Source organism: Tenacibaculum discolor, from assembly GCF_003664185.1.
In the GTDB taxonomy this organism is placed as follows: domain Bacteria; phylum Bacteroidota; class Bacteroidia; order Flavobacteriales; family Flavobacteriaceae; genus Polaribacter; species Polaribacter discolor.
The window spans coordinates 388,027-412,674 of the sequence record NZ_RCCS01000004.1 but is presented as its reverse complement, the minus strand read 5'-3'; the positions used below and the strand labels follow the sequence as shown (position 1 = coordinate 412,674).

Sequence of the window (24,648 nt, the reverse complement as noted above, 5' to 3'; positions counted from 1 at the left end):
TTGGCAGGAATTTATCTACATATCCCGTTTTGTAAGCAAGCGTGTTATTATTGCGATTTTCACTTTTCTACCTCTTTAAAAAAGAAAGAAGAGCTGGTATCTTGCTTGGTAAAAGAATTGGAGTTAAGAAAAGAAGAACTTCTAAATGAAACGATAGAAACTATCTATTTTGGAGGTGGAACACCGAGTTTGCTTTCAATTCAAGAAATAAGGTTGTTACTGAATACTATTTATAAAAATTATACAGTAGTTGAAAATCCGGAAATTACTTTAGAAGCAAATCCAGATGATTTATCAGAAGAAAAAATAATTGAATTATCTAAAACTCCAATTAACCGACTAAGTATTGGAATTCAATCTTTTTTTGAAGAAGACTTACAATTAATGAACCGTGCTCATAATGCACAAGAAGCGAAAAAATGTTTGTCTGTAGCAACTCGCTATTTTAATAACATTACGATTGATTTGATTTATGGTGTTCCGAATATGAGTAATGAGCGTTGGAGAGAAAACCTACAAATTGCTTTTGATTTTGGAATTAATCATATTTCATCATATGCATTAACAGTGGAACCTAAAACAGCGTTAGATTCCTTTATTAAACAAGGAAAATATCCAGATGTTGATGAAGCTGTAGCAAAAGAGCATTTCGATATTTTGGTAGCGGAAACTGCTAAAAATGGATTTGTCCACTACGAAATTTCCAACTTTGGAAAACCAGATTATTTCTCAAAACATAATACAAGTTACTGGTTAGGAAAAAAATATATAGGAATTGGTCCATCAGCACATTCGTTTAATAAAACACATCGTAGTTGGAATGTAGCTAACAATGCAAAATATATCAAAACTATTCAAGAAGGAAATCTCCCTTTAGAACAAGAGGAACTTACTATAAAAGATCGGTTTAATGAATATTTAATGACAGGATTAAGAACCATTTGGGGAGTATCTTTAGAAAAAATTACGCAAGAATTTGGAGAAGAATTCGGAAAGAATCTCCTTAAAAATGCCGAGAAATTTATCAATCAAGGCTTATTGGTTATAGATAATGAATTGAAGAAGCCTGATTCTGACAACAATGTTAAGAAGGTTTTGAAAACAACTTCAAAAGGAAAATTCTTAGCAGACGGATTGGCTAGTGAGTTATTCATAATTTAGGTATATTTGAGTATGATAGCAACAATTGAATACAACTCAAGAAAACACAAAATAGATTTATCAAAACCGTTAGATATTTCCATAGCTATTGATACTTCTAAAGAAAATGTAAATGCTTGGTATTTAGATGATCCGAAAATTTCCCCCGTTTCCGATGGAGATTGGGTAGGAAGTGTACAAAAAGGAGCTGATGTAAATTTTAATAATATACAGTTTAATCCGCATTCACATATTACACATACCGAATGTGTTGGCCATATAACAGAAGAAGTTTATTCAGTAAATAAAGAACTATCAAAATTTTTCTTTTTAGCAGAAGTAGTGACTATTGCTCCAGAGCAGTTAAAAAATAAGGACTTTGTGATTTCAAAAAAACAATTACAAAATGTTATAGGAAATAAAAAACGTGATGCAATTGTAATTAGAACTTTACCTAACCTATCAGACAAAAAATCGATGCGTTATTCAAATACAAATCCAACTTATTTGTTAGAAGAAGCAGCGATTTATCTTAGAGAAAAAGGAATTGAGCACTTGTTGATAGATTTACCATCGGTAGACAAAGAAAAAGACGAAGGAAAGTTGTTAGCACATAATGCTTTTTGGAATACACAAGCAGAAATCAGAATGAAAGCAACAATTACTGAATTTATTTATGTGTCTAATAAAATAAAGGATGGAGCTTACTTTTTAAATTTGATGGTAGCACCATTTGAAAACGATGCAACACCTAGTAAACCTACGCTTTACGAAATTATTTAAAACTTTTTTTATTGGTGTATTTATTTTTTTACTAGTTTTACACCTCAATCAAGAAATAACAATGACAATTTTTAATACATATAAGCAATGTAAATCGACTGTGGTGAGACACAGGACAGATCGGGCTATGTATGTATTATAATTATGTTTATATAAAATATAACGATAATAAAGAGTCCGACTTCATAGTCGGACTTTTTATTTTTATATCAGCAATCAACACTAAAACCAAACCAAATGAAAAAACTCTATTTTAATTATTTAGACACTTTTAAAGGTCTCTCAAGCGAAGTATGGTGGCTCGCTTTAATAACTTTAATAAACAGAGCAGGAACCATGGTAATTCCGTTTATGTCATTGTATTTGAGAGAAAGTTTGCATTTTTCTTTAAATGATGTAGGTTGGATTATGACTTGTTTTGGATTAGGATCTGTTGGAGGATCTTGGTTGGGAGGAAAGTTAACTGATAAAATAGGGTTCTACAAAGTGATGAAAACAAGTTTGTTTTTAACAGGGATTCTCTTTATAGCCTTACAGTTTATTAATACTTTTTGGGGATTTTGTATCGGCATTTTTTTGGTGATGCTAGTAGCAGATACTTTTAGACCTGCTATGTTTGTAGCTTTAAATACTTATAGTAAACCAGAAAATAAAACACGTTCAGTAACCTTAATTCGTCTGGCAATTAACTTGGGCTTTTCTGCAGGTCCAGCTGTTGGAGGGTTAATAATTACCTCAATGGGGTATAGCGGATTGTTCTGGGTAGATGGAGTTACTTGTGTTTTAGCAACTATATTATTGGTAAATGTGTTACATCCTAAAAAAGCAAGAGTGTTGGATGAAATAAAGGTAGAAAATCCAGAATCGGTTTTTTCAGATAAGGCTTTTTGGGTGTTTTTTGTAGGAATGTTTGTGTTCGGATTTATTTTCTTACAATATTTCTCTACTATGCCATTGTATTATAAAGATGTACATCATTTGACAGAGTTAGAAATAGGATTGTTAATGGGGATGAACGGATTTTTCATTTTCCTATTAGAAATGCCGCTCATTACTTGGTTAGAAAAAAGTAAGTATACTAAAGAGTTCTTAATGTTTTTTGGCTTATTACTTACAGGATTAAGTTTTGTAGTAATCAATTTAACAGGTTGGGTTGGAATTTTAATTGTAGGAATGTTGTTAATGACTATTGGAGAAATGATTGCATTCCCTTTTTCAAACGCCTTTGTAATGGAACGAGCCAAAAAAGGAAATCAAGGAGAATATATGGCATATTACAGTATTGCATTTTCAATGTCTCATATTTTTGGACATAATTCTGGAATGCAATTAATTGATAATATTGGATTTGATAATACATGGAATTTTATGATTGTATTATCAGGAATTGGAGTGTTATTTTTATTAATGTTAATACGAATTGTAAAAAGAGAAAAAGTAATCGCATGGACTTAAATCAAGTAACAATTCCATCTATAGATGTAAATGAATCTGTAATATTTTATAAAAAACTAGGCTTGCTTCTCATTGTAGATGCAAGTCCTAGATATGTTCGGTTTGAAGTGCCAGATGGTAATACAACTTTCTCAATTCATCAAGTAGAGAGGTTACCCAAAGGAGAAGGAGTTACTCTTTATTTTGAAGATGATAATTTAGATGAGTTAGTAGAAGAATTACAGCAAAAAGGAATTCAGTTCACTCAGTTACCAATAGACCAACGATGGTTATGGAGAGAAGCCCATTTGTTAGATCCTGATGGTAATAAATTAATTCTGTTTAAAGCAGGCGAACACAGAAAAAATCCGCCTTGGCGAATCAATTAAGAAATAGAAGTTTTTATCTTTGAATATTTAATAAGAAAGTAGAAAGCATGAATATACAAGACGCACAAAAACAAGTAGATAATTGGATTAAAAATCACGGAGTACGTTACTTTAATGAGTTAACAAATATGGCGCAACTAACAGAAGAAGTTGGAGAGGTAGCTCGAATTATTGCGCGTCGTTATGGAGAGCAAAGCGAAAAAGAAAGTGATAAAAACAAAGATTTAGGAGAAGAGTTAGCAGATGTGATGTTTGTGGTATTGTGTTTAGCAAATCAAACAGGAGTAAACTTACAGGAGGCATTTGATAAGAAGCTAGATATAAAAACTAAGAGAGATCACGATCGTCATCATAATAACAAAAAACTACAATAAATGAGTCTCATAAAAAATATACAAAAAGGAAGTTTTTGGATTAATGTTTTAAAAGTAGGAACTCCATTTTTGATAATAGTAGCTGTCTTTTCTTTATTATTTAAAACAGGAGGGGCTATTTTTTCAGGAGACTTTGAAACTGTATACAATGTGCACTTCGCAAATAAACAGTGGATTCGTTTTTGGTTAAGTAAAATTGTAATTGCACTTATTTATAGCATGTATATTGTAAATAAAAAAACGAAGTAGTTTTTTATGGATTTAAGATTAAAAACCGAAGAGTTTAATTCGGATACTCATATAACGATTTCAGGGTCAAAAAGTGAATCAAATCGATTGTTGATTTTACAGCAATTATATCCAGATTTACAGATAGAAAATCTATCAGACTCTGATGATACGCACCATTTGCAAGAAGCGTTATCTTCAGGTGCTACTATAGCTGATGTTGGGCATGCAGGAACAGCGATGCGTTTTTTAACTGCTTTTTTTGCAACACAAGAAGGTGTTACAAAAGTACTGCAAGGTTCAGAACGTATGCATAACCGACCAATACAAATTTTAGTAGATGCTTTACGTGATTTAGGAGCAGATATTAATTATATTGAGAAAGAAGGATATCCACCACTTAAAATATCAGGGAAAAAACTAACGAAGAATAAAGTTTCAATTAATGGAAATGTAAGCAGTCAATACATTTCAGCATTAATGTTGATTGCTCCAAGTTTAGAAAAAGGATTGGAAATCGAATTGATAGGAGAAATTACTTCGGTTCCTTATATCAACATGACTTTACAGTTGTTACATCAATTAGAGGTTGAGGCTAAGTTTGAAGGGCAGTTTATAAAAATCAAACCAAAATCAACTATAAAAAAGCAAACAGTAGTTGTAGAGTCTGACTGGAGTTCAGCATCTTATTTTTATTCGATTATAGCATTGAGCGAAGTAGGTTCTTCTGTGAAATTATCAGCTTATAAAAAAGATAGTTTGCAAGGAGATAGTTGTTTAGAGGAAATCTACAAGAATTTTGGGGTGACTACCACTTTTGAAGAAAATACAATTCTTTTAACAAAAGAAAAAAAGCATAATTCAGAAGTATTCGAACAAGATTTAAAAAATGCACCAGATATTGCACAAACTATTGCAGTTACATGCTTCGGGTTAGGAATTGCTTGTGATTTATCAGGATTACATACGTTAAAAATTAAAGAAACCGATCGTTTAGAAGCATTACGTGAGGAGCTAACAAAACTAGGAGCTGATATTTCTGTAACTAATGAAAGTTTACATTTAAAATCATCTTCAGAAATTAAAGAAAACATTCAAATAGCTACCTATAATGACCATCGAATGGCGATGGCGTTTGCACCATTAGCATTGAAAGTTTCTATTGAAATTTTAGATGCTGAGGTTGTTACTAAGTCGTATAGAAATTTTTGGAAAGATATGTTTTATGTAGGAATTCAGAATGTTACCATAAAATAATATGGCAATCGCTTGACAACCCCTATGTTGAAATTGTATATTTGCCACCGTTAAGAAAATTTTACAAATGAAATTATCAAATTTTAATTTTGAGTTGCCAAAAGAGTTATTGGCAGAATATCCTTCAGAACACAGAGATGAAGCACGATTAATGGTATTGCACCGTGACACACAAAAAATCGAGCATAAACTATTTAAAGATTTAATCGATTATTTTGATGAAGGAGATGTAATGATGTTAAACAATACGAAAGTATTTCCTGCCCGTATGTACGGAAATAAGGAAAAAACAGGAGCTCGTATTGAAGTATTTTTATTACGTGAGTTAAATGCTGAAAATCGTTTGTGGGATGTATTAGTAGATCCAGCAAGAAAAATAAGAATAGGTAATAAATTATTTTTTGGAGAAGACGAAAGTTTAGTAGCTGAGGTTATTGATAATACTACTTCACGTGGTAGAACATTACGTTTCTTATTTGATGGACCTTACGAAGAATTCAGAAAGAAATTAATAGAGTTAGGTGAAACACCATTACCAAAATATATTAAACGTGAGGTAGAACCAGAAGATGAAGACCGTTACCAAACTATTTTTGCAAAGCACGAAGGAGCAGTAGCAGCACCAACTGCAGGTTTACACTTCTCTAAACACTTAATGAAACGTTTAGAAATTAAAGGAGTAGATTTTGCTGAAACAACATTGCATGTAGGTTTAGGTACCTTTAACCCAGTTGAGGTTGAAGACCTATCAAAGCATAAAATGGATTCTGAGCAAATCGTTATTCCACAAGCTAGTGCAGATATGGTGAATAATGCTATTGCTAATAAGAAAAGAGTATGTGCAGTAGGTACTACAGTGATGAGAACTATTGAATCATCAGTGTCTTCAAGCAATCAATTAAACGCTTTTGAAGGATGGACTAACAAGTTTATTTTTCCTCCATATGATTTCAGTATAGCTAATTGTATGGTGACAAACTTCCACACACCAAAATCAACATTGTTAATGATGGTATCTGCATTTGCAGGACACGATTTTGTTATGGAAGCATACCAAGAAGCAATAAAAGAAAAATATAAATTTTACTCGTACGGAGATGCGATGTTAATTTTATAAAATAGTTTTTTAAACCATTAACAAAACCTCACAAGTAACTTGTGAGGTTTTGTGTATTTTTGCACTAGATGACACTAAAGAAGAAAGACATACGCGCATTAACCAAAGAACAGCTTCGTGATTTTTTTGTTGAAAACGGAGATAAAGCTTTTCGTGGTAACCAAGTATATGAATGGTTATGGCATAAAGCAGCACATTCGTTTGATGATATGACAAGTTTATCTAAAGCAACAAGAAAAATGCTTGATGAAAACTTTGTAATCAATCATATTGAAGTTGATACAATGCAGCGTAGTAATGATGGTACTATTAAAAATGCAATTAAACTTCATGACGGGTTAATTGTAGAGTCAGTTTTAATTCCTACTGAAAAACGTACTACTGCTTGTGTATCTAGTCAAGTAGGTTGTAGTTTGGACTGTAAGTTTTGTGCAACAGCTCGTTTAAAACGTATGCGTAATTTGAATGCAGATGAAATTTACGATCAAGTTGTAGCGATTGACAAGCAGAGTAGATTATACCATAACCATAAATTATCAAATATTGTTTTTATGGGAATGGGAGAGCCTTTAATGAATTATAATAATGTAATTAAAGCTATTGATAAAATAACTTCAAAAGAAGGCTTAGGAATGGCAGCACGTAGGATTACAGTGTCAACTTCTGGTGTGCCTAAAATGATTAAAAAGATGGCAGATGATGAGGTGCGTTTTAATTTAGCTGTTTCTTTACATTCTGCTATAGATGAAGTTCGAACATCTATAATGCCATTTAATTCTACTTTTCCGTTAAAAGATTTAAAAGAGTCATTAGAATATTGGTATGAAAAAACAAAACGAAAAATAACGTATGAATATGTTGTTTGGAATGGAATTAACGACAGAAAAGAAGATATTGATGCGTTGGTTCGATTCTGTAGTTATGTTCCTTGTAAAGTCAATTTAATTGAATATAACCCAATAGATGATGGAGAATTTCAGCAAGCTTCAGATAGAGCTTTAAATAATTATATTTCAAATCTTGAAATGAACGATATTGTGGTAAATGTACGTCGTTCTAGAGGAAAAGATATTGATGCAGCTTGTGGGCAATTAGCGAATAAATCTTAGGCTTACATGAACAAAAAAATGATAAGAAAAGAGAGCAGCATTAAACTTAAGTTAAATATAGCTTTATAAAATTTTAGTTTTTTTGAGAAAGCCAATACAATTACATCTAATATTCCTAATAAAAATATAGAAGGAACACCCAAAAAAGTGTACGGTAAAATAATTGGGTTACCTAAACAAGAACGCTGATTACTGTCAGAAATATAAATACCAAATGATATAAAAGAGATACAGATTATAAGAAAAATAAGTCCTCTTGTCTTTAAATGTTTCATATTTTTTTTTAAATCAAAAGTAAACATTATTTATTCTTATTTTTGTTCACTAATATGAAGCCAGTAGAGCAAATAAAACTTCCGATTGCTAAAGAAATGGAACTCTTTGAAACTAAGTTCAAAGACTCGATGTTGTCTAAAGTTCCACTATTAAATAGAATAACTTATTATATCGTTCGTAGAAAAGGAAAACAAATGCGACCAATGTTTGTTTTTTTAGTAGCCAAAATGGTTTCTAATGGTGGTTTTGATGAACGTACATATAGAGGAGCATCTGTGGTAGAGTTAATTCACACAGCAACCTTAGTGCATGATGATGTGGTAGATGATAGTAATCGCCGTAGAGGTTTTTTCTCAATTAATGCGCTTTGGAAAAATAAAATAGCCGTTTTAGTAGGTGACTATCTACTTTCTAAAGGGCTATTGTTGTCTATAGATAATGAAGATTTTGATTTGTTAAAGCTGATTTCTATAGCTGTTCGAGAAATGAGCGAAGGAGAATTATTACAAATTGAAAAAGCTCGTAAACTTGATATTACAGAGGAGGTTTATTTTGAAATCATCCGTCAAAAGACAGCTACGTTAATAGCAGCTTGTTGTGGTATTGGTGCAGCATCGGTTGGAGCAAATAACGAAACTGTTCAACAAATGCGAAAGTTTGGAGAGTATATTGGTATTGCTTTTCAAATTAAAGATGATTTGTTTGATTATACAGAAGATAAAATAGGTAAGCCAACGGGAATAGATATCAAAGAACAAAAGATGACACTTCCATTGATTTATACATTGAATACTTGTTCTCCAAAAGAAAAATCGTGGTTAATCAACTCGGTTAAAAAGCATAATAAAAATAAAAAACGAGTAAAAGAAGTTATTGCTTTTGTAAAAGAAAATGGTGGGCTAGAATATACTACTGCCAAAATGCACGATTATAAAAACAAAGCGTTAGCTATTCTTAATAATTACCCTGATTCAGATTATAAAGACTCTTTACTACAAATGATAGATTATGTTGTAGAGAGAAAAATATAAAAATAAATAAAAATCCTCGAGAGAATCTCGAGGATTTTTGGTTAACAAACAAACTAATTACCTAATAAGTACTGTGGTATTTTACCATTTGTAATTGATAGTATCCCGATAAGTTTTTAACCCCAAAATGACCGTATGGAGCAGAACTGTAATATTTTTCTCCATCTTGGGTGTTTATTCTACAAGTATTTTCCCCATAAACAATACAACCATAACCAACAACTTGATCGGCAGAACTCCATATAGAATAAACTTTATTCGCTTCTTTTGTAGGGTTATTATTTAATTCTGTTAGAAAATTAGAAACTCCATAAGGACCAGCTCCCCAGAAAAGATATCCAGGGTAAAAACCATTAACATCATTACAAGTTAGTACTCCAGTGCCTGAATAATAACATGATGTTAAACCTCTGTTAGCACCTGCAATTCCTACAAAAGTATCGACGTAGTTTAATGGGGTGCCTAAGTTATAGTAACCATAAGCTTGATCGTAGGCATTCCCCCCTTTTATAGCTTTTCTACCTAAAGTAACACCCATAGAATGACCAATTACATCTACTTTTTGAGCACCAGTATAATTTTTAACAGCTTGTATAAAAACCCTAATCCTTTGTAAAAACTCCTTACTATGATAGTTAGAAGAAGCATTATAAGGATTTGCATTTCCCCAGGTAAAGGCATATAATTCACTAGTGTTGTATCCATTATTTAGAAAATAGTTTATAGGTTCTCCCCAACCTTCAGCTTTATCACTATTACCATGTATAAATATAATAGGTTGATTATTTAGTGTTTCAGAGCTAGAAGTTTTTCCACCATAACTGTAACCTATACTGCCTTTAAAATTATAAGAGCCATAACCGTTTTGTTGAAGCCAATTATCAAAGTGAGAGGTAATTTGAAATGTACCAGCACTTTTATTTAGTAATGTTGGTGTTTCGTAAGAACCGTTACCTTTAATTAAATCATCTTCACTTTCTGTGGAACAAGCTATTAGGAAAATAGAAAAAACAAACACAATAAAACCATATTTTTTTAACATAATTAATTTAGTTTTTAGGGTTTCAATACTCACAATTTAGATAAAAATAAATATTGTAATTATTTAAAACTAAAGATTTGTTATACAGACTATTGTGTTTAGCGGAGTTCTTTTCTGTAATATTTTCAGATTTTTAGACTTGTATTGATAGGGGTGAGACTTTCGGTTATAAAAAAACCTCGAGACACGTCCCGAGGTTTTTTATATCTATCTATGGCGATTCGCCATTACATCATTCCTGGCATTCCACCACCCATTGGAGGCATTCCACCACCAGCAGGAGCATCTTCTTTAATATCTACTAAAGCACACTCAGTAGTTAAGATCATTCCTGCTACAGATGCAGCATTTTCTAAAGCCACACGAGTTACTTTTTTCGGATCGATGATACCTGCTTCTAACATGTCTACATATTGTTCAGATTTAGCATCATATCCAAAGTTTTGGTTTTCTTCTAAAACTTTATTAATTACAACAGAACCTTCACCACCAGCGTTTTCAACAATAGTACGTAAAGGAGATTCGATAGCTCTATTTACAATTTGAATACCAGTAGTTTCATCTAAATTCTCTGTAGTAATTGTTTCTAATACTTTTTTAGCACGTACTAAGGCAACACCACCACCAGCAACAATTCCTTCTTCTACAGCAGCTCTTGTAGCATGTAAAGCATCATCAACACGGTCTTTCTTTTCTTTCATTTCTACTTCAGAAGCAGCACCAACATATAATACAGCAACACCACCAGCTAATTTCGCTAAACGCTCTTGTAATTTTTCACGATCGTAATCAGAAGTAGTCGTTTCAATTTGTGCTTTAATTTGGTTTACACGAGCTTTGATTTGTGCTTCGTCACCAGAACCGTTAACAATTGTAGTATTATCTTTATCAATAGTTACTGTTTCAGCAGTACCTAATAAGTCTAAAGTTGCATTTTCTAAAGAGAAACCTCTTTCTTCAGAAATTACAGTACCACCAGTTAAAATAGCGATATCTTCTAACATTGCTTTTCTACGGTCACCAAATCCTGGAGCTTTTACAGCAGCGATTTTTAATCCACCACGTAATTTATTGACTACCAAAGTAGCTAAAGCTTGTCCGTCAACATCTTCGGCAATGATTAATAAAGGCTTTCCTGATTGAGCAACAGGTTCTAAAATTGGAAGAATTTCTTGTAAGTTAGAAATCTTTTTATCAAATAATAAAATATAAGGATTGTCTAAATCAGCAATCATTTTATCAGCATCTGTTACGAAATACGGAGATAAATATCCACGATCAAACTGCATTCCTTCAACAACATCAACATAAGTGTCAGTTCCTTTTGCTTCTTCAACAGTAATCACTCCTTCTTTTCCAACTTTTTCAAATGCTTCAGCAATTAAATTACCAATTACCGCATCGTTATTAGAAGAAATTGCAGCTACTTGCTTAATTTTTTCTGATGAATCACCAACTTCTTTAGATTGTTTTGCTAAATCTTCAGTAATAGCAGCTACAGCTTTATCAATACCACGTTTTAAATCCATAGGGTTAGCACCCGCAGCTACGTTTTTTAAACCTTCTTTTACGATAGCTTGTGCTAATACAGTTGCAGTAGTAGTACCGTCACCTGCTAAATCGTTAGTTTTAGAAGCTACTTCTTTTACCATTTGAGCTCCCATGTTTTCTAACTCGTCTTCTAACTCTACTTCTTTTGCTACAGAAACTCCATCTTTTGTTACGTGAGGAGCTCCGAAAGACTTAGAGATAATAACGTTACGTCCTTTAGGTCCTAAAGTTACTTTTACTGCATTTGCTAATGCATCTACACCACGTTTTAATCCGTCGCGAGCGTCTACATCAAATTTTATATCTTTTGCCATGTTTGTTTAAGTTTTTTTGCCGTTAGCATATAGCTTTTGGCTTAGTTTTTAATTTTTTTGTTTAATTAGCTAGTAGCGAAAAGCTAATAGCAAAGAAATTTTAGATAATAGCGAAGATGTCGCTTTCTCTCATAATTAAATAATCTTTTCCTTCTAATTTAAGCTCAGTACCAGCGTACTTTCCGTATAAAACAGTATCACCAACTTTTACAGTTAAAGGCTCATCTTTTGTTCCGTTTCCTACGGCTACGACAGTACCTTTTTGTGGTTTTTCCTTTGCGTTGTCAGGGATGATGATTCCTGATGCTGTAGTAGTTTCTGCTGCAGCTGGTTCAACAAGAACTCTGTCTGCTAAAGGTTTAATGTTTAATCCCATTTTATATATTTTGATTGATTAAATTAATTTTTACTGGTTAAGTTTTGTCAGAAATTATGCCATTAGATTTTTGCTGACAATTTTTCTAATAGATTAGACTAATGAATAAAAAAAATGCCAACGTGTCATTTACGTTGGCATTTCATATTCTATTTTGTGAAAAACTACTGAGCGCTATCTTTAGCAGTATCCGTTGCTGCTGGTGTAGCAGGCGTAGTTGTAGTTTCAATATTGTTTAAAGTTTCATTTAATTGAGGAGCGTCAGCTGCATTACCTCTTGGAATAGCGAAGTTTGCTAATAAAATTAATGCAAACATAGTAATAGCTAATGTCCAAGTAGTTCTGTCTAAAAAGCTATTTGTATTTTGTACACCTCCAATATTTTGAGCTCCACCGCCTCCAAATGATGAAGATAATCCTCCACCTTTAGGATTTTGAACCATTACAATTAAGATTAATGCTATTGCAACAATCAATATTAAAACTAAAAGTAAAGTATACGTTGTCATCTATTTATTGTTTTGTAAAATTTGTATTCTTTTAATTTGGTCTGCAAAGAAACCACTTTTTTCTGGATATTTCAAACTTAATATTTTATATGCTTGAATAGCACTGTCATATTTCTTTTGTTCTAAATATACCTTAGCTAAGGTTTCGGTAGCTAATTGGTTACTTTGTTGATTTTCGGATATCTTAATATCTGAGGTATTTGTCTTGCTAGGACGAGAAATTTTTGGAGCAGTTTCAATAAAACGATCAATAATAGCATCATGTTCAGATTTAACAGGTACTTCTTTTATTTGCTTTTCTGAAGGTTGATTGTCTAAAGTTCTTACAATAGCTTTCTTTGATGAAAGTTGTAACCATTGATTGAAAGAAAAGGTTTCATTCTGTGTGAATGAAAGTGGTTTACCTATAGCCAAATCCTCTTCTACTGATGAAGCTTTTGTTGATTTTCTTTTAGGAAGAATTTTGTCTTTTAAACTTGTTTTTTCTTCTTTTTTAGGCGTTTCTTTAAAAGCTTTTGAAGTAATAAAATCAAACAAAACAGTTCTATCACTAGTGTGAGCTGCTGTTATTTTTAACTCGTTATTGTATTTATAGCTTTCTAGATTCTTTAAAACTTTTAAACGAAGAGCTCTAGCTGATTGAAAGTATGGGTACTCTTGAATAATAGCAGTAATGTCTGAAAGATGTTCTTGCGAAATCAGTTCAGGCTTTTTTAATAACTGTATGTAATTATCCTTATTCAAAAAATTACCATTTTGCAACTGAGGCATTAAAAATATCTTGTGTAATACGCTCTAGTATCTCATTTAAGGCAGTTTCTAAAACTCCACCAGTTAGCTGTTGGTCAGCCCCATAATCATAGTAAAAAGAAAAACGTTTTTCAAAATTGTCTTTTTCTTCTAAAGCGTTTATAAAGTTTACATTTACAGTAATTGTTAATCGGTTTTGAGCGGCTGTTTGTTGTGCTGTTGCGCTCATAGGTGTTATACGATAATCAACAATTTCACCAGAAAAATGCAGATCACCACCAGAGTTAACCAAGGTTAAATTGGTTTGGCGAGTGAATAAATCTTGTAAATCTTGTGTGAATTTTTGACTAAGTATTGGTTCAACTAAAGGAGCTTGGTTAGGGAAAAAATCAACCTGAATTGTTTTTGCATCACCAGTATTACCTCCTGTAAAAGAATATGCTCCACAACCAATAATTGTTGTTAAACCAATAAATAACGATATTATATATAGAGTTTTTTTCATTTAAAATTGAATGAGTTGTAAAAGTAAACAAATAGATTACAAGTCGTATTGCTTAATTTTTCTGTATAGAGTTCTTTCAGATATTCCTAGCTCTTTAGCGGCTAACTTACGTTTTCCGTTATTTTTTTCAAGAGACTTTTTTATCATTTCAATTTCTTTTTCTTGTAATGATAAGCTTTCATCTTCTTCAATAGTCTCCGCATAATCATACTCACTTTGGTGAGACGTCGATTTTGGTATTTGCACAACCTCTATGTTTGAAGCTTCTGATAAATCTTGATCTTGGTATATACGTTCGATTAAACGATGATTATCTTCTTGCACTTGTTCAGAGTCTCCGTTTTGCATTAAATCTAGCGTTAGCTTTTTTAGATCATTAATGTCATTACGCATATCAAACAAGATTTTATACATGATGTCTCGTTCGTTAGCAAAGTCTGATTGACTTGTAGTTCTGCCACCTACAACAGCAGGTAGATTACTGCGGTTTTCAGGTAAATATTGAATTAGTTTTTCAGGAGTAATTAGCCTGTCTTCTTCAACAATTGATACTTGTTCTGCAATATTTTTTAATTGACGAATGTTACCAGGAAAATGATAGTTCAATAAAACTTTTACTGCATTTTCATCAAGTCTTATAGTAGGCATTCGGTATTTTTGAGCGAAATCTGCAGCAAATTTTCTAAACAATAAATGAATGTCTTCTCCACGTTCTCTTAAGGGAGGTAGCGGAATTTCTATGGTACTTAAACGATAATATAAATCTTCACGAAACTTCTCTTTAGAAATAGCTTCGTGCATATTTACGTTGGTTGCAGCTACAATACGAACATTTGTTTTTTGTACTTGGGATGAACCAACTTTAATAAACTCCCCATTTTCTAATACACGTAATAAACGTACTTGAGTAGTTAAAGGTAATTCTCCAACTTCATCTAAAAAGATGGTACCACCATCAGCAACTTCAAAATACCCTTTTCTTGTTTGTGTAGCTCCTGTAAAAGCTCCCTTTTCATGCCCGAATAATTCACTATCAATAGTTCCCTCAGGAATAGCTCCACAGTTTACAGCAATGTATTTTGCGTGTTTTCTGTGTGATAATTGATGAATTATTTTTGGTATGTTTTCTTTTCCAACACCACTTTCACCAGTAACAAGTACTGAAATATCGGTAGGGGCAACACGAATCGCTTTTTCAATTGCACGATCAAGTTGCACATCGTTACCGATAATGCCAAAGCGTTGTTTTATAGCTTGTAAATTTTCCATTTATATAGTTTTAAAGTTTTTGGTTTAAAAATTTGAAAGAAAAACATTCAAACCCTTAAACGGTTAAACTTTTACTAAAATTAATTGTTTTCTGAATATCCAATAGCCGTACCTTTTAAGGTAGTAGAAGTACAATCTTCAATCTTTACATTTACAAAATCTCCCACTTTATAGTGTTCCTTAGGGAAAACAACAACAGTATTTTGTGTATTACGACCTTTCCATTCATTTTCGTTTCTTTTTGAAGTTCCTTCAATTAAAACTTCCTGAATTTTTCCTACATGTTCCTTAGCTCTGTATAAACTATGTTCTTGTTGTAGGTCGATAATTTCTTGTAAACGACGTTTTTTGATAGCTAATGGAACATCATCTTCCATTTTTTTAGCAGCTAAGGTTCCTGGTCTTTCTGAATATGCAAACATAAATCCGAAACTATATTTTACATAGTTCATCATGTCTAAGGTGTCGAGATGATCTTCTTCTGTTTCCCCACAGAAACCAGCAATCATATCTTGACTTAAAGCCATTTCAGGAACAATTTTGTATATGTTGTCAACTAACTCCATATATTCTTCACGGGTATGTTGACGATTCATAGCTTTTAACATATTGTTACTTCCACTTTGAACAGGTAAATGAATGTATTTACAAATGTTTTGGTGTTTAGCCATAACATGAATTACATCCAGAGTCATATCTTGTGGATTCGAAGTAGAAAAGCGAAAACGCATTTTTGGGAATTCCGTAGCACACATATCTAACAACTGCGCAAAATCTACAGCAGAAGCTTGTGCTAATTCCGAAGCCTTTTTAAAATCTTTTTTCAATCCACCACCATACCATAAGTAAGAATCTACATTCTGACCTAATAGAGTAATTTCTTTGAAGTTCTTTTCTTGCATACTGCGGATTTCTTCAATAATACTCTTTGGGTCACGGCTACGCTCACGACCACGAGTAAAAGGAACCACACAGAATGTACACATATTATCACAACCACGAGTAATTGAAACAAATGCAGAAACTCCATTAGAGTTTAAACGAACAGGAGAAACATCGGCATATGTTTCTTCCTTTGATAAAATTACATTTACAGCATCACGACCAGCATCAACTTCTTCAATTAAATTAGGTAAGTCTCTATATGCATCAGGACCTACAACTAAATCAACGATTTTTTCTTCCTCTAAAAATTTCTCTTTCAATCGTTCAGCCATACAACCCAACACACCAACTTTCATCGTTGGGTTTGTTTTTTTAACAGCGTTGTATTTTTGAAGTCTATTACGAACAGTGGTTTCAGCTTTTTCACGAATAGAGCAGGTGTTAACCAGTACAAGATCCGCATCTTCTAGGTTTTGTGTAGTGTTAAAACCCTGTTCAGCTAAAATTGACGCCACAATTTCGCTATCATTCATATTCATTTGACAACCATAACTTTCTATAAAAAGTTTTTTGCTGTTTCCTTCTTTGTGTTCTGTAACAAGGGCTTTTCCTTGTTTTTTCTCATCAATTACTTTCTCTACGTGTTCCATAAATCCTTAAATCGTACTAAAATAGGCTGCAAAGATACAACCAAAAAGTGTAATTTGTGACAAATTGACATGGATAGTTTTTTTAAGAAAAAGTAAAATTTTGTTAAAAATGACCCATTAAAAAAAAACTATATACTTTTGCAAACCGAATTATGCCTATATTAATAAGGTGTAAAATGAGATAAGAGATATAAGACGTATGGCAAAAAATTTAGTAATAGTTGAGTCACCTGCTAAAGCAAAAACGATAGAGAAGTTTTTAGGAAAGGACTTTCAGGTTGAATCGAGTTTTGGACACATTGCAGACTTACCATCTAAAGAGTTAGGTGTAAATGTAGAAGGAGATTTTAAACCGAAGTATATAGTTTCTACCGATAAAAAAGCGGTGGTAAAAAAACTAAAAGACCTAGCAAAGAAAGCAGAAACTGTTTGGTTAGCATCCGATGAAGACCGCGAGGGGGAGGCTATAGCATGGCACTTAGCGGAACAGTTAAAGTTAAAAGATGAAAACACTAAACGTATTGTTTTCAACTCTATTACTAAAAAAGCAATTTTAAAAGCAATAGAAAATCCACGTACAATTAATTATAACTTAGTTGACGCGCAACAAGCACGACGTGTATTAGATAGAATTGTGGGGTATGAATTATCTCCTGTTTTATGGAGAAAAGTTAAACCAGGTTTGTCTGCAGGTAGGGTACAATCGGTAGCAGTACGTTTAATAGTGGAGCGTGAAAGAGAAATTGAAGGATTTACACCAGTAGCTTCTTATCGTGTTGACGCGGAGTTTGTAAATGCAGAAGGAAAAAAGTTTAAAGCAAAGCTTGCGAAGAACTTTTCAACAAAAAAAGGAGCAGAAGATTTCTTAAATTCTTGTTTAGAAGCAGAGTTCTCTGTAGCTGATTTACAAAAAAAGCCAGCAAAAAAATCTCCAGCACCACCATTTACAACATCGACTTTACAACAAGAAGCATCAAGAAAGTTAGGTTTTCCTGTTGCTAAAACCATGATGGTAGCACAACGTTTGTATGAAGCAGGTTTGATAACCTACATGAGAACAGATAGTGTAAATTTATCTGATGATGCAAAAAATGCAGCTCAAGCAGAAATTATAGCTTCGTATGGTGAAGAGTATAGTAAACCACGTAATTACGCAACTAAATCTAAAGGAGCACAAGAAGCACACGAGGCGATTCGTCCAACGAATATGGAGAATCACGAAATTACAGGTGAGTATGATCAAACAAGATTATATAGCTTGATTTGGAAACGTACATTAGCTTCACAAATGAGCGAAGCTCAGTTAGAACGTACCGTTGTAAAAATTGACAACAATAAAAATAAGAAACAGTTTACTGCAAACGGAGAAGTAATCACTTTTGAAGGTTTCTTAAAAGTATACTTAGAAGGGAACGATAATGAAGATGAGGAGCAAGCAGGTATGTTGCCTAAAATGGAGGTTAAAGAGCCATTAATTAATGAGTTGATTACAGCTACTGAACGTTACACGCGTCCGCCAGCAAGGTTTTCAGAAGCTGCCTTAGTAAAACGTTTGGAAGAATTAGGAATTGGTCGTCCATCTACGTACGCACCTACTATTTCAACAATTCAAAGAAGACAATACATAGAAAAGGGAACAGTAGAAGGAAAAGAAAGAAATTACACACAATTAAGTTTAGTAAACCAAACAGTATCAGAACAACTTTTAACTGAAAGAGTAGGCTCTGATAAAGGAAAATTGGTTCCGACTGATATAGGTAACATTGTAAATGATTTCTTGGTTGCTAATTTTGATACTATTTTAGACTATGGTTTTACAGCCAAAGTAGAAAATGAGTTTGATGAAATAGCAGAAGGAAAAGAAGATTGGATAGCGATGATTAAAGATTTCTACAAAAACTTTCATGTTGTTGTAGAGGATGTTGCTGAAAATGCTGAAAGAGCAAAAGGAGAACGTTTACTTGGAGTTGATCCAGAAAGTGGTAAGAATGTTTATGTGCGTTTAGGACGTTATGGAGCAATGGTACAAATTGGAGAGGCTACGGATGAAGAAAAGCCTCGTTTTGCCAGTTTGCAAGGAGATCAAACGATGAACTCAATTACCTATGAAGAAGCAATGGACTTATTTAAGTTGCCAAAAACATTGGGAGACTACGAAGAGAAAGAGGTTGTTGTTGCTAACGGAAGATTTGGTCCTTATATTAAATTCGATGGTAAATATGTATCATTAGATAAAGGAGAAAATCCAATGTCTGTAGATATGGATAGAGCTATTGAGTTAATAGAAGCAAAAAGGAAAGCAGATGCTCCTATTGGAGAATATGAAGGTATGCCAATTCAAAAAGGAGTTGGGCGTTTTGGACCTTTTATTAAATGGAATTCTATTTTTATCAACGTAAATAAAAAATACGATTTTGATAATCTAAGCCAAGCAGATTTAGAAGAGTTAATTGAAGATAAAAAACGAAAAGAGCGTGAAAAGCTAATTCATAACTTTGAAGAAGTTGGTATTCGCGTAGAAAAAGCACGTTGGGGACGTTTTAATGTGATAAAAGGGAAGGTAAAAGTAGAACTTCCTAAAACCACAGAAATAGAAAAACTAACACAAGAAGAGGCTGTTAAAATAATAGAGGCAAAAACGCCTAAGAAAAAAGCAACCAAAAAGAAAGCTACCAAAAAAAAATAAAGAAGCTTTCAGAAAAAAAATAGTTTAGTATATTGCGACACTTAAATTCCCCCTTAATAATGAATATAGACTTCTTTACACCTATTGAAGATACTGTGGCTACTCATGTGGCTTTACAGTCATCTTCCACGTTAGGAAGAAATATTCAACTTCATACTGTTCAGGATGGTTTTCCAGACCTAACAGAAGTTTCTATAGCTATTTTAGGGGTCAAAGATGACAGAGGTGCAGTAGATAATTTTGGTAGTGGTAAAGAACTACATGAAATTCGTAAGCACTTGTATCAACTGTTTCCTGGGAATTGGTACACACATATAGCAGACTTAGGAAATATAGAAAAAGGTAATACTTTAGAAGATACCTATTTTGCGGTTAAATCATCAGTAGCATCTTTACTGAAAAAAAACATACTTCCAGTAATAATTGGTGGAGGGCAAGATTTAACTTACGCGAATTATAGAGCTTATGATGAGTTAGAGCAAACAGTTAATTTAGTGACTGTAGATAGCCGATTTGACTTAGGTACTATAGAAGAAGAGCTAAGTTCAAGATCATATGTGAGTAGAATTGTTATGGAAGAACCAAACAATTTATTTAATTTTAGTAATATTGGTTATCAAACATACTTTAACTCACAAGAAGAAATTAATTTACTAGATAAATTGTATTTTGATGCTTACAGGTTAGGACAGGTGAAAGATGTGACGTTGGTTGAGCCTATAATGCGTGATGCAGATGTTGTAAGTATAGATGTAGGTAGTGTTCGACAAAGTGAAGCTCCTGCTAATCAAAATGCCTCACCTAATGGGTTTTATGGAGAGGAGATATGTGCTATTGCACGTTATGCAGGAATTAGTGATAAAGTAACATCTTTTGGGATATACGAGTACAACAGTAAGTTAGATTCAAATAGTCAAACAGCAAATTTAATAGCTCAAGTAATTTGGTATTTCATAGAAGGAGTGAATTCAAGAGCTAAAGATTACCCATATGCAACAAAAGAAAGTTACCAAAAATTCACGGTACTTTTGAATGACGACGACCCAATAAACTTTTATAAAAGTGATAAAAGTGGTCGTTGGTGGATGGAAATAAATTTAATATCGAATAATAAACACAAAAGACATGCGTTAATACCATGTAACTATCGAGATTATGAACAAGCGTTGCAGCAAAAAACACCAGAGAGGTGGTATAAAGCATTGCAAAAGCTTGTTTAGGAGAAAGTTGTATGTTCTGTAAAAAATAATAACTCGTAATTGTTTTTTAATAAAAAAAATAATAGGTTTACGCCTCTTTTATAAGAAAGATATAATATGAAAAAAATAACAGTACTTGCATTGTTAGCATCTATCATCTACTCTTGTGGTTCAAGTGGAGATAGAGGAGAATTGGTAGGAGTAAAGTCTAAAAGAAAATGGTTTGCAGAGAAACCATATGGTATGGCTAAAATCCCAGGAGGATCTTTCACAATGGGTAAACAAGATGAAGACCCTATGGGAGCAATGAATGCTCCAACAAAAACTGTTACTGTACAGCCATTTTATATGGATGAAACAGAGATAACGAATAGTGAGTACAAGGCATTTGTTCATTGGGTAAGAGATTCTATTACAAGAACCAAGTTAGCTTATCAAGCAGAGTTTGCTTCTTTAGGTGGAGATGATGCAGCCAATACAGGTAAAAACGCACAAGGAATTCAATTATATGCTTTTGCATCAAAAGACACAGTAAATGAGACTCCGTATGAAAAATACATGCGTGAAAATTACTACGAGTTAGGAGAAGGGCTGGATTCATTAAAACCATTGAATTGGGAAGAGGAACTGATTTGGGACTCTCAAGACTATCCTGATGCAGATTATGTAGAAGTAATGGACTCTTTATATATCAAAAAAGATGAAGCCTTAAATGGAATTAGAACGTTTAATACAAAGTTATTAAACTATAGATATTACTGGTTCGATAATGAAGCTGCAGCAAGAACAGGTAAGAATAGAAAAGACTTTTTAAGAGACGAGGTTATTAATGTATACCCAGATACTACCGTATGGATTAAAGATTTTAATTATTCATATAATGATCCAATGCACCAAGAGTATTTTGGACATAAAGCATACGAAAACTACCCTGTAGTTGGAGTTACTTGGAATCAAGCTAAAGCTTTTTGTCACTGGAGAACTCAAACAAAGAATAATTTCCAACGATCAAGAAAAAAATTAGGTTTAGTTCCAGCATTTAGATTACCAACAGAAGCTGAGTGGGAATATGCTGCTCGTGGAGGTCTAGATTATGGTAAATATCCTTGGGGTGGACCAAGTACAACAAGTGATAGAGGGTGTTTCTTAGCTAACTTTAAACCAGTTCGTGGTGATTATGCCGCAGATGGTGCTTTATATACAGTTGAAGCTATGTCATATAACCCTAATGAGTACGGACTGTTTAATATGGCAGGTAATGTTTCTGAATGGACAAATACAGCTTATAACCAAATGTCTTACTATATGGGATCTACAATGAACCCTAACGTAGAGATTAAAGAAAATAGAAGAAAGATTATCCGTGGAGGATCTTGGAAAGATGTAGCATACTTCTTAGAAGTAAGTTCTCGTGACTGGGAATATGCAGATACAGCAAGAAGTTATATCGGATTTAGAACAGTACAAGATTATTTAGGTACTAATAAAAGTAATTAACAAGAAAACAAGAATAAATATTAATCCCCAAAATTTAAAAATCAAGAATTATGGCACAATCAAAATCAACGAAGAAAATGTTCAATATGGCTTACGGTTTAGGAGCCGCAGTAGTTATCATTGGAGCATTATTTAAAATTTTACACTGGCCTTTTGGAAATGAAGTATTAATGGTAGGTATGATTGTTGAAGCAGCAGTTTTCGCGTTGTCAGCGTTTGAAGCAGTTGAAGACGATTTAGATTGGACAAAAGTATACCCAGAGTTAGCAGATGGTCAATCATTAGGAAGTAAAAAAGGAAAAGAAGCATCTCCAGAAGAAGCGCAAAGTATGTTATCTCAAAAATTAGATAATATCTTAAGCGAAGCTAAATTAGATGCTCAATTAGTATCTCGTTTAGGAGATAGCATCAAAAACTTCCAAGGAGCAGTAGAGCCATTAGCTTCAGCTTCTCAGTCAATTTCAGCAACTAATAGCTACAATGAGCAAATGTCTAGAGCAGCAGCTCAAATGGAGTCTTTAAACAGTTTATATCAAACACAAGTAGAAAATGCTAGTAAGCAAGCTGATTTAAATTCTGCTATGGTTGAAAACTCTCAACGTTTACAAGAGCAAATGCAGTCGTTAGCAACAAACTTATCTTCATTAAATGGAGTTTACGGTGGAATGTTAACAGCAATGTCTAATAAATAATTAATTAGTTTATCTAATTTATTAACTAAAGAAACTAATTAATATGGCAGGAGGACAACTATCACCAAGGCAGAAGATGATTAACCTTATGTACTTAGTGTTTATTGCAATGTTAGCAATGAACATGAGTAAAGAGGTATTATCAGCCTTTGGATTAATGAATGAAAAGTTAACAGTAGCAAACGAAAAGGCTACTGAGAAAAATAAAACAGCTTACGAAACGTTAGCACAAAAAGCAGCAGAACAAGCTAAACAGTATGGTGAAGCTAAAGAGAAAACTGATAAGTTAAAAGTAGCTGCAGATGAATTATATGCTTATGTAGGAGATTTAAAGAGCCAAATGACTGGTGATTTAGAAGACAAACAAGCATATGAAACAATGGATAAGTCTAAGTTTTTAGATGAGTTATTCTTTAAAGGAGGTAAAATATCAAAAAAAGGACAAGAATTTGTTGCTAAGATAGATGCTTTCAGAAATGATGCAGTAACTGCTTTAGAAGGTACAGAAGTAGCAGGTGTTATAGCTGCTCGTTTTAATACTGACAAAGTAGAAAATAAAGACGGTAAGAAAATCGACTGGTTAAAATATCATTTTGAAGGATTTCCTTTGATTGCATCTTTAACTAAGTTAACTCAAATCCAAGCAGATATTAAAGCGACTGAATCTGATGCTTTAACAGCTTTATTACAAGGAGAGTTACAAAGTGCGGTATCTATGACCAAGTATGAAGCAATGGTTGTTTTTGATAAGAGCGCTTATTATCCAGGAGAAAACTTATCAGGTAGAATTGTATTAGGTAAAAAAGACCCTAACTTAACTGCAGAGAAAGTTATTATTAACGATAAAGAAGTTGAGCAAGAAAAAATTCAAGCAGGACAAGTTATTTTAGACGGTCCAGCTGGAAATGTTGGAGATAAGGAGTTAAAAGGTGAGTTCCAATTCAAAGAAGGAGATTCTATTGTAAAGATAGATATCAAAGGAGCTTATGCCGTAATCCCTAGACCAAATGAAGCTTTAGTAGCTGCGGATAAAATGAATGTAGTATATCGTGGTTTATCTAACCCAATGACAATTTCTATTCCTGGTGTTCCTGGAAACAAAATATCTGCAAAAGCACCTGGTTTAAGAAGAGTTAAAGGAGATAAATATGTAATGAACCCAGGGAAAGGTAGTGAAGTAAACATTGTAGTTACTGGAACCCCAACAGGAGCATCAAAAGGTGTACGTTCTGTTAAGAAATTTAGAATTAAAGATATACCACCAGCTGTAGGTATGGTAAGAGGTCAATATGGTACTGTAAAAATGCCTAAAGCAAGTGTTGGTAGAGTAAGTGTAGCTGCAGGTTTACCTGATTTCTTATTCGATTTAAAACTTAATGTTTCTAGTTTTAAAATAAAGGTGCCTGGACAAGTAGCTATTCCAATTACAGGAAGATCTATGACAAGCAGAGCTAAAGCAGCGATTAATAAGGCAAGAAGAAATGATGTAATTACTATTTTTGATATTAAAGCATCAGTATCAGGTTCTAACTATAGAATTAAAAAGGTATTGCCTGTTAGTATTGAAATTACAAATTAATAAGTA

At 33.0% G+C, this 24,648-nt stretch carries 23 protein-coding genes; 15 read left to right on the top strand and 8 right to left on the bottom strand.

All coding sequences use genetic code 11. The features are described 5' to 3' along the window. The 10 genes from hemW to C8N27_RS02370 all read left to right on the top strand — a co-directional run bounded on the left by hemW (position 1) and on the right by C8N27_RS02370 (position 9,138). Positions 1–1,161: a radical SAM family heme chaperone HemW gene (gene hemW, locus C8N27_RS02420; RefSeq protein ID WP_121146135.1), complete on the top strand. Its 1,161-nt coding sequence runs from the start codon at positions 1–3 to the stop codon at positions 1,159–1,161. A 12-nt stretch (positions 1,162–1,173) separates the two neighbouring features. Continuing rightward, the gene (locus C8N27_RS02415) at positions 1,174–1,923 is read left to right on the top strand and encodes a cyclase family protein (protein ID WP_121146134.1); all 750 of its coding nucleotides are present in this window, start codon (positions 1,174–1,176) and stop codon (positions 1,921–1,923) included. 237 nt (positions 1,924–2,160) lie between these two features. Next, positions 2,161–3,378 carry an MDR family MFS transporter gene (locus tag C8N27_RS02410; protein ID WP_099215883.1) on the top strand — a complete coding sequence of 406 codons (1,218 nt, stop codon included), beginning with the start codon at positions 2,161–2,163 and terminating at the stop codon, positions 3,376–3,378. Then, a complete protein-coding gene (locus C8N27_RS02405) occupies positions 3,369–3,746 on the top strand; it encodes a VOC family protein (RefSeq protein WP_028892442.1) in 378 nt (125 codons plus the stop codon). Before C8N27_RS02410 ends, C8N27_RS02405 begins: the two co-directional genes overlap by 10 nt. Before the next feature lie 47 nt (positions 3,747–3,793). Continuing rightward, a complete protein-coding gene (locus C8N27_RS02400) occupies positions 3,794–4,120 on the top strand; it encodes a nucleotide pyrophosphohydrolase (RefSeq protein ID WP_121146133.1) in 327 nt (108 codons plus the stop codon). Then, entirely contained in the window at positions 4,121–4,369 is a 249-nt protein-coding gene (locus tag C8N27_RS02395; RefSeq protein ID WP_121146132.1) for a hypothetical protein, read from the top strand. It begins immediately after the preceding gene. Between the two features lie 6 nt (positions 4,370–4,375). After that, on the top strand, positions 4,376–5,605 hold the full coding sequence (locus C8N27_RS02390; protein ID WP_121146131.1) for a 3-phosphoshikimate 1-carboxyvinyltransferase: 1,230 nt from the start codon (positions 4,376–4,378) through the stop codon (positions 5,603–5,605). Positions 5,606–5,672: 67 nt separating this feature from the next. After that, the gene (gene queA / locus C8N27_RS02385; protein WP_099215887.1) at positions 5,673–6,722 is read left to right on the top strand and encodes a tRNA preQ1(34) S-adenosylmethionine ribosyltransferase-isomerase QueA; all 1,050 of its coding nucleotides are present in this window, start codon (positions 5,673–5,675) and stop codon (positions 6,720–6,722) included. Between the two features lie 68 nt (positions 6,723–6,790). Next, a complete protein-coding gene (rlmN, locus tag C8N27_RS02380; protein ID WP_099215888.1) occupies positions 6,791–7,831 on the top strand; it encodes a dual-specificity RNA methyltransferase RlmN in 1,041 nt (346 codons plus the stop codon). Positions 7,832–8,160: 329 nt separating this feature from the next. Beyond that, positions 8,161–9,138, top strand: a complete 978-nt coding sequence (locus tag C8N27_RS02370) for a polyprenyl synthetase family protein (protein ID WP_099215890.1) — start codon at positions 8,161–8,163, stop codon at positions 9,136–9,138. Positions 9,139–9,199: 61 nt separating this feature from the next. Here the strand turns inward: C8N27_RS02370 and C8N27_RS02365 are convergent, their stop codons facing one another. The 8 genes from C8N27_RS02365 to miaB form a co-directional block, all read right to left on the bottom strand. Beyond that, positions 9,200–10,180: an alpha/beta hydrolase family protein gene (locus C8N27_RS02365; RefSeq protein ID WP_121146300.1), complete on the bottom strand. Its 981-nt coding sequence runs from the start codon at positions 10,178–10,180 to the stop codon at positions 9,200–9,202. A 227-nt stretch (positions 10,181–10,407) separates the two neighbouring features. After that, the gene (groL, locus tag C8N27_RS02360; protein ID WP_121146130.1) at positions 10,408–12,045 is read right to left on the bottom strand and encodes a chaperonin GroEL; all 1,638 of its coding nucleotides are present in this window, start codon (positions 12,043–12,045) and stop codon (positions 10,408–10,410) included. A 100-nt stretch (positions 12,046–12,145) separates the two neighbouring features. Beyond that, on the bottom strand, positions 12,146–12,421 hold the full coding sequence (locus C8N27_RS02355; protein WP_047788560.1) for a co-chaperone GroES: 276 nt from the start codon (positions 12,419–12,421) through the stop codon (positions 12,146–12,148). A 164-nt stretch (positions 12,422–12,585) separates the two neighbouring features. Next, complete coding sequence (gene secG, locus C8N27_RS02350; RefSeq protein ID WP_047788559.1) at positions 12,586–12,930, bottom strand: preprotein translocase subunit SecG; 345 nt, start codon at positions 12,928–12,930, stop codon at positions 12,586–12,588. Continuing rightward, positions 12,931–13,674: a DUF8458 domain-containing protein gene (locus tag C8N27_RS02345; RefSeq protein WP_121146299.1), complete on the bottom strand. Its 744-nt coding sequence runs from the start codon at positions 13,672–13,674 to the stop codon at positions 12,931–12,933. Between the two features lie 4 nt (positions 13,675–13,678). Beyond that, positions 13,679–14,185, bottom strand: coding sequence for an LptE family protein (locus tag C8N27_RS02340; protein WP_121146129.1), 507 nt, complete (start codon positions 14,183–14,185; stop codon positions 13,679–13,681). 36 nt (positions 14,186–14,221) lie between these two features. Beyond that, entirely contained in the window at positions 14,222–15,454 is a 1,233-nt protein-coding gene (locus C8N27_RS02335) for a sigma-54 interaction domain-containing protein (protein ID WP_099215895.1), read from the bottom strand. An 80-nt stretch (positions 15,455–15,534) separates the two neighbouring features. Continuing rightward, positions 15,535–16,989, bottom strand: coding sequence for a tRNA (N6-isopentenyl adenosine(37)-C2)-methylthiotransferase MiaB (gene miaB / locus C8N27_RS02330; RefSeq protein WP_121146128.1), 1,455 nt, complete (start codon positions 16,987–16,989; stop codon positions 15,535–15,537). Positions 16,990–17,188: 199 nt separating this feature from the next. Between miaB and topA the strand changes: the two genes are divergently transcribed. The 5 genes from topA (at position 17,189) to porM (ending at position 24,642) form a co-directional block, all read left to right on the top strand. After that, positions 17,189–19,675, top strand: coding sequence for a type I DNA topoisomerase (gene topA, locus C8N27_RS02325; RefSeq protein ID WP_121146127.1), 2,487 nt, complete (start codon positions 17,189–17,191; stop codon positions 19,673–19,675). Positions 19,676–19,734: 59 nt separating this feature from the next. Beyond that, positions 19,735–20,895 carry a formimidoylglutamase gene (locus tag C8N27_RS02320; protein WP_121146126.1) on the top strand — a complete coding sequence of 387 codons (1,161 nt, stop codon included), beginning with the start codon at positions 19,735–19,737 and terminating at the stop codon, positions 20,893–20,895. 96 nt (positions 20,896–20,991) lie between these two features. Then, a complete protein-coding gene (porK, locus tag C8N27_RS02315) occupies positions 20,992–22,371 on the top strand; it encodes a T9SS ring complex lipoprotein PorK/GldK (protein ID WP_099215899.1) in 1,380 nt (459 codons plus the stop codon). Between the two features lie 50 nt (positions 22,372–22,421). Further along, positions 22,422–23,063 (top strand): type IX secretion system motor protein PorL/GldL, encoded by a 642-nt coding sequence (gene porL / locus C8N27_RS02310; protein WP_099215900.1) that lies wholly within the window; start codon positions 22,422–22,424, stop codon positions 23,061–23,063. Positions 23,064–23,106: 43 nt separating this feature from the next. Continuing rightward, entirely contained in the window at positions 23,107–24,642 is a 1,536-nt protein-coding gene (porM, locus tag C8N27_RS02305) for a type IX secretion system motor protein PorM/GldM (protein ID WP_121146125.1), read from the top strand. The last annotated feature ends 6 nt before the right edge of the window (positions 24,643–24,648 follow it).

What these genes read in the sequence shown, in the direction of transcription:
- C8N27_RS02400 (WP_121146133.1), top strand. Translation starts at nt 3,794, where the DNA reads ATGAATATACAAGACGCACAAAAACAAGTAGATAATTGGATTAAAAAT.
- C8N27_RS02395 (WP_121146132.1), top strand. Translation starts at nt 4,121, where the DNA reads ATGAGTCTCATAAAAAATATACAAAAAGGAAGTTTTTGGATTAATGTT.
- C8N27_RS02340 (WP_121146129.1), bottom strand. Translation starts at nt 14,185, where the DNA reads ATGAAAAAAACTCTATATATAATATCGTTATTTATTGGTTTAACAACA.
- C8N27_RS02355 (WP_047788560.1), bottom strand. Translation starts at nt 12,421, where the DNA reads ATGGGATTAAACATTAAACCTTTAGCAGACAGAGTTCTTGTTGAACCA.
- C8N27_RS02415 (WP_121146134.1), top strand. Translation starts at nt 1,174, where the DNA reads ATGATAGCAACAATTGAATACAACTCAAGAAAACACAAAATAGATTTA.
- C8N27_RS02365 (WP_121146300.1), bottom strand. Translation starts at nt 10,180, where the DNA reads ATGTTAAAAAAATATGGTTTTATTGTGTTTGTTTTTTCTATTTTCCTA.
- porM (WP_121146125.1), top strand. Translation starts at nt 23,107, where the DNA reads ATGGCAGGAGGACAACTATCACCAAGGCAGAAGATGATTAACCTTATG.
- C8N27_RS02370 (WP_099215890.1), top strand. Translation starts at nt 8,161, where the DNA reads ATGAAGCCAGTAGAGCAAATAAAACTTCCGATTGCTAAAGAAATGGAA.
- C8N27_RS02410 (WP_099215883.1), top strand. Translation starts at nt 2,161, where the DNA reads ATGAAAAAACTCTATTTTAATTATTTAGACACTTTTAAAGGTCTCTCA.
- rlmN (WP_099215888.1), top strand. Translation starts at nt 6,791, where the DNA reads ATGACACTAAAGAAGAAAGACATACGCGCATTAACCAAAGAACAGCTT.
- secG (WP_047788559.1), bottom strand. Translation starts at nt 12,930, where the DNA reads ATGACAACGTATACTTTACTTTTAGTTTTAATATTGATTGTTGCAATA.
- miaB (WP_121146128.1), bottom strand. Translation starts at nt 16,989, where the DNA reads ATGGAACACGTAGAGAAAGTAATTGATGAGAAAAAACAAGGAAAAGCC.
- topA (WP_121146127.1), top strand. Translation starts at nt 17,189, where the DNA reads ATGGCAAAAAATTTAGTAATAGTTGAGTCACCTGCTAAAGCAAAAACG.
- groL (WP_121146130.1), bottom strand. Translation starts at nt 12,045, where the DNA reads ATGGCAAAAGATATAAAATTTGATGTAGACGCTCGCGACGGATTAAAA.
- porK (WP_099215899.1), top strand. Translation starts at nt 20,992, where the DNA reads ATGAAAAAAATAACAGTACTTGCATTGTTAGCATCTATCATCTACTCT.
- C8N27_RS02320 (WP_121146126.1), top strand. Translation starts at nt 19,735, where the DNA reads ATGAATATAGACTTCTTTACACCTATTGAAGATACTGTGGCTACTCAT.
- porL (WP_099215900.1), top strand. Translation starts at nt 22,422, where the DNA reads ATGGCACAATCAAAATCAACGAAGAAAATGTTCAATATGGCTTACGGT.
- C8N27_RS02405 (WP_028892442.1), top strand. Translation starts at nt 3,369, where the DNA reads ATGGACTTAAATCAAGTAACAATTCCATCTATAGATGTAAATGAATCT.
- C8N27_RS02335 (WP_099215895.1), bottom strand. Translation starts at nt 15,454, where the DNA reads ATGGAAAATTTACAAGCTATAAAACAACGCTTTGGCATTATCGGTAAC.
- C8N27_RS02390 (WP_121146131.1), top strand. Translation starts at nt 4,376, where the DNA reads ATGGATTTAAGATTAAAAACCGAAGAGTTTAATTCGGATACTCATATA.
- queA (WP_099215887.1), top strand. Translation starts at nt 5,673, where the DNA reads ATGAAATTATCAAATTTTAATTTTGAGTTGCCAAAAGAGTTATTGGCA.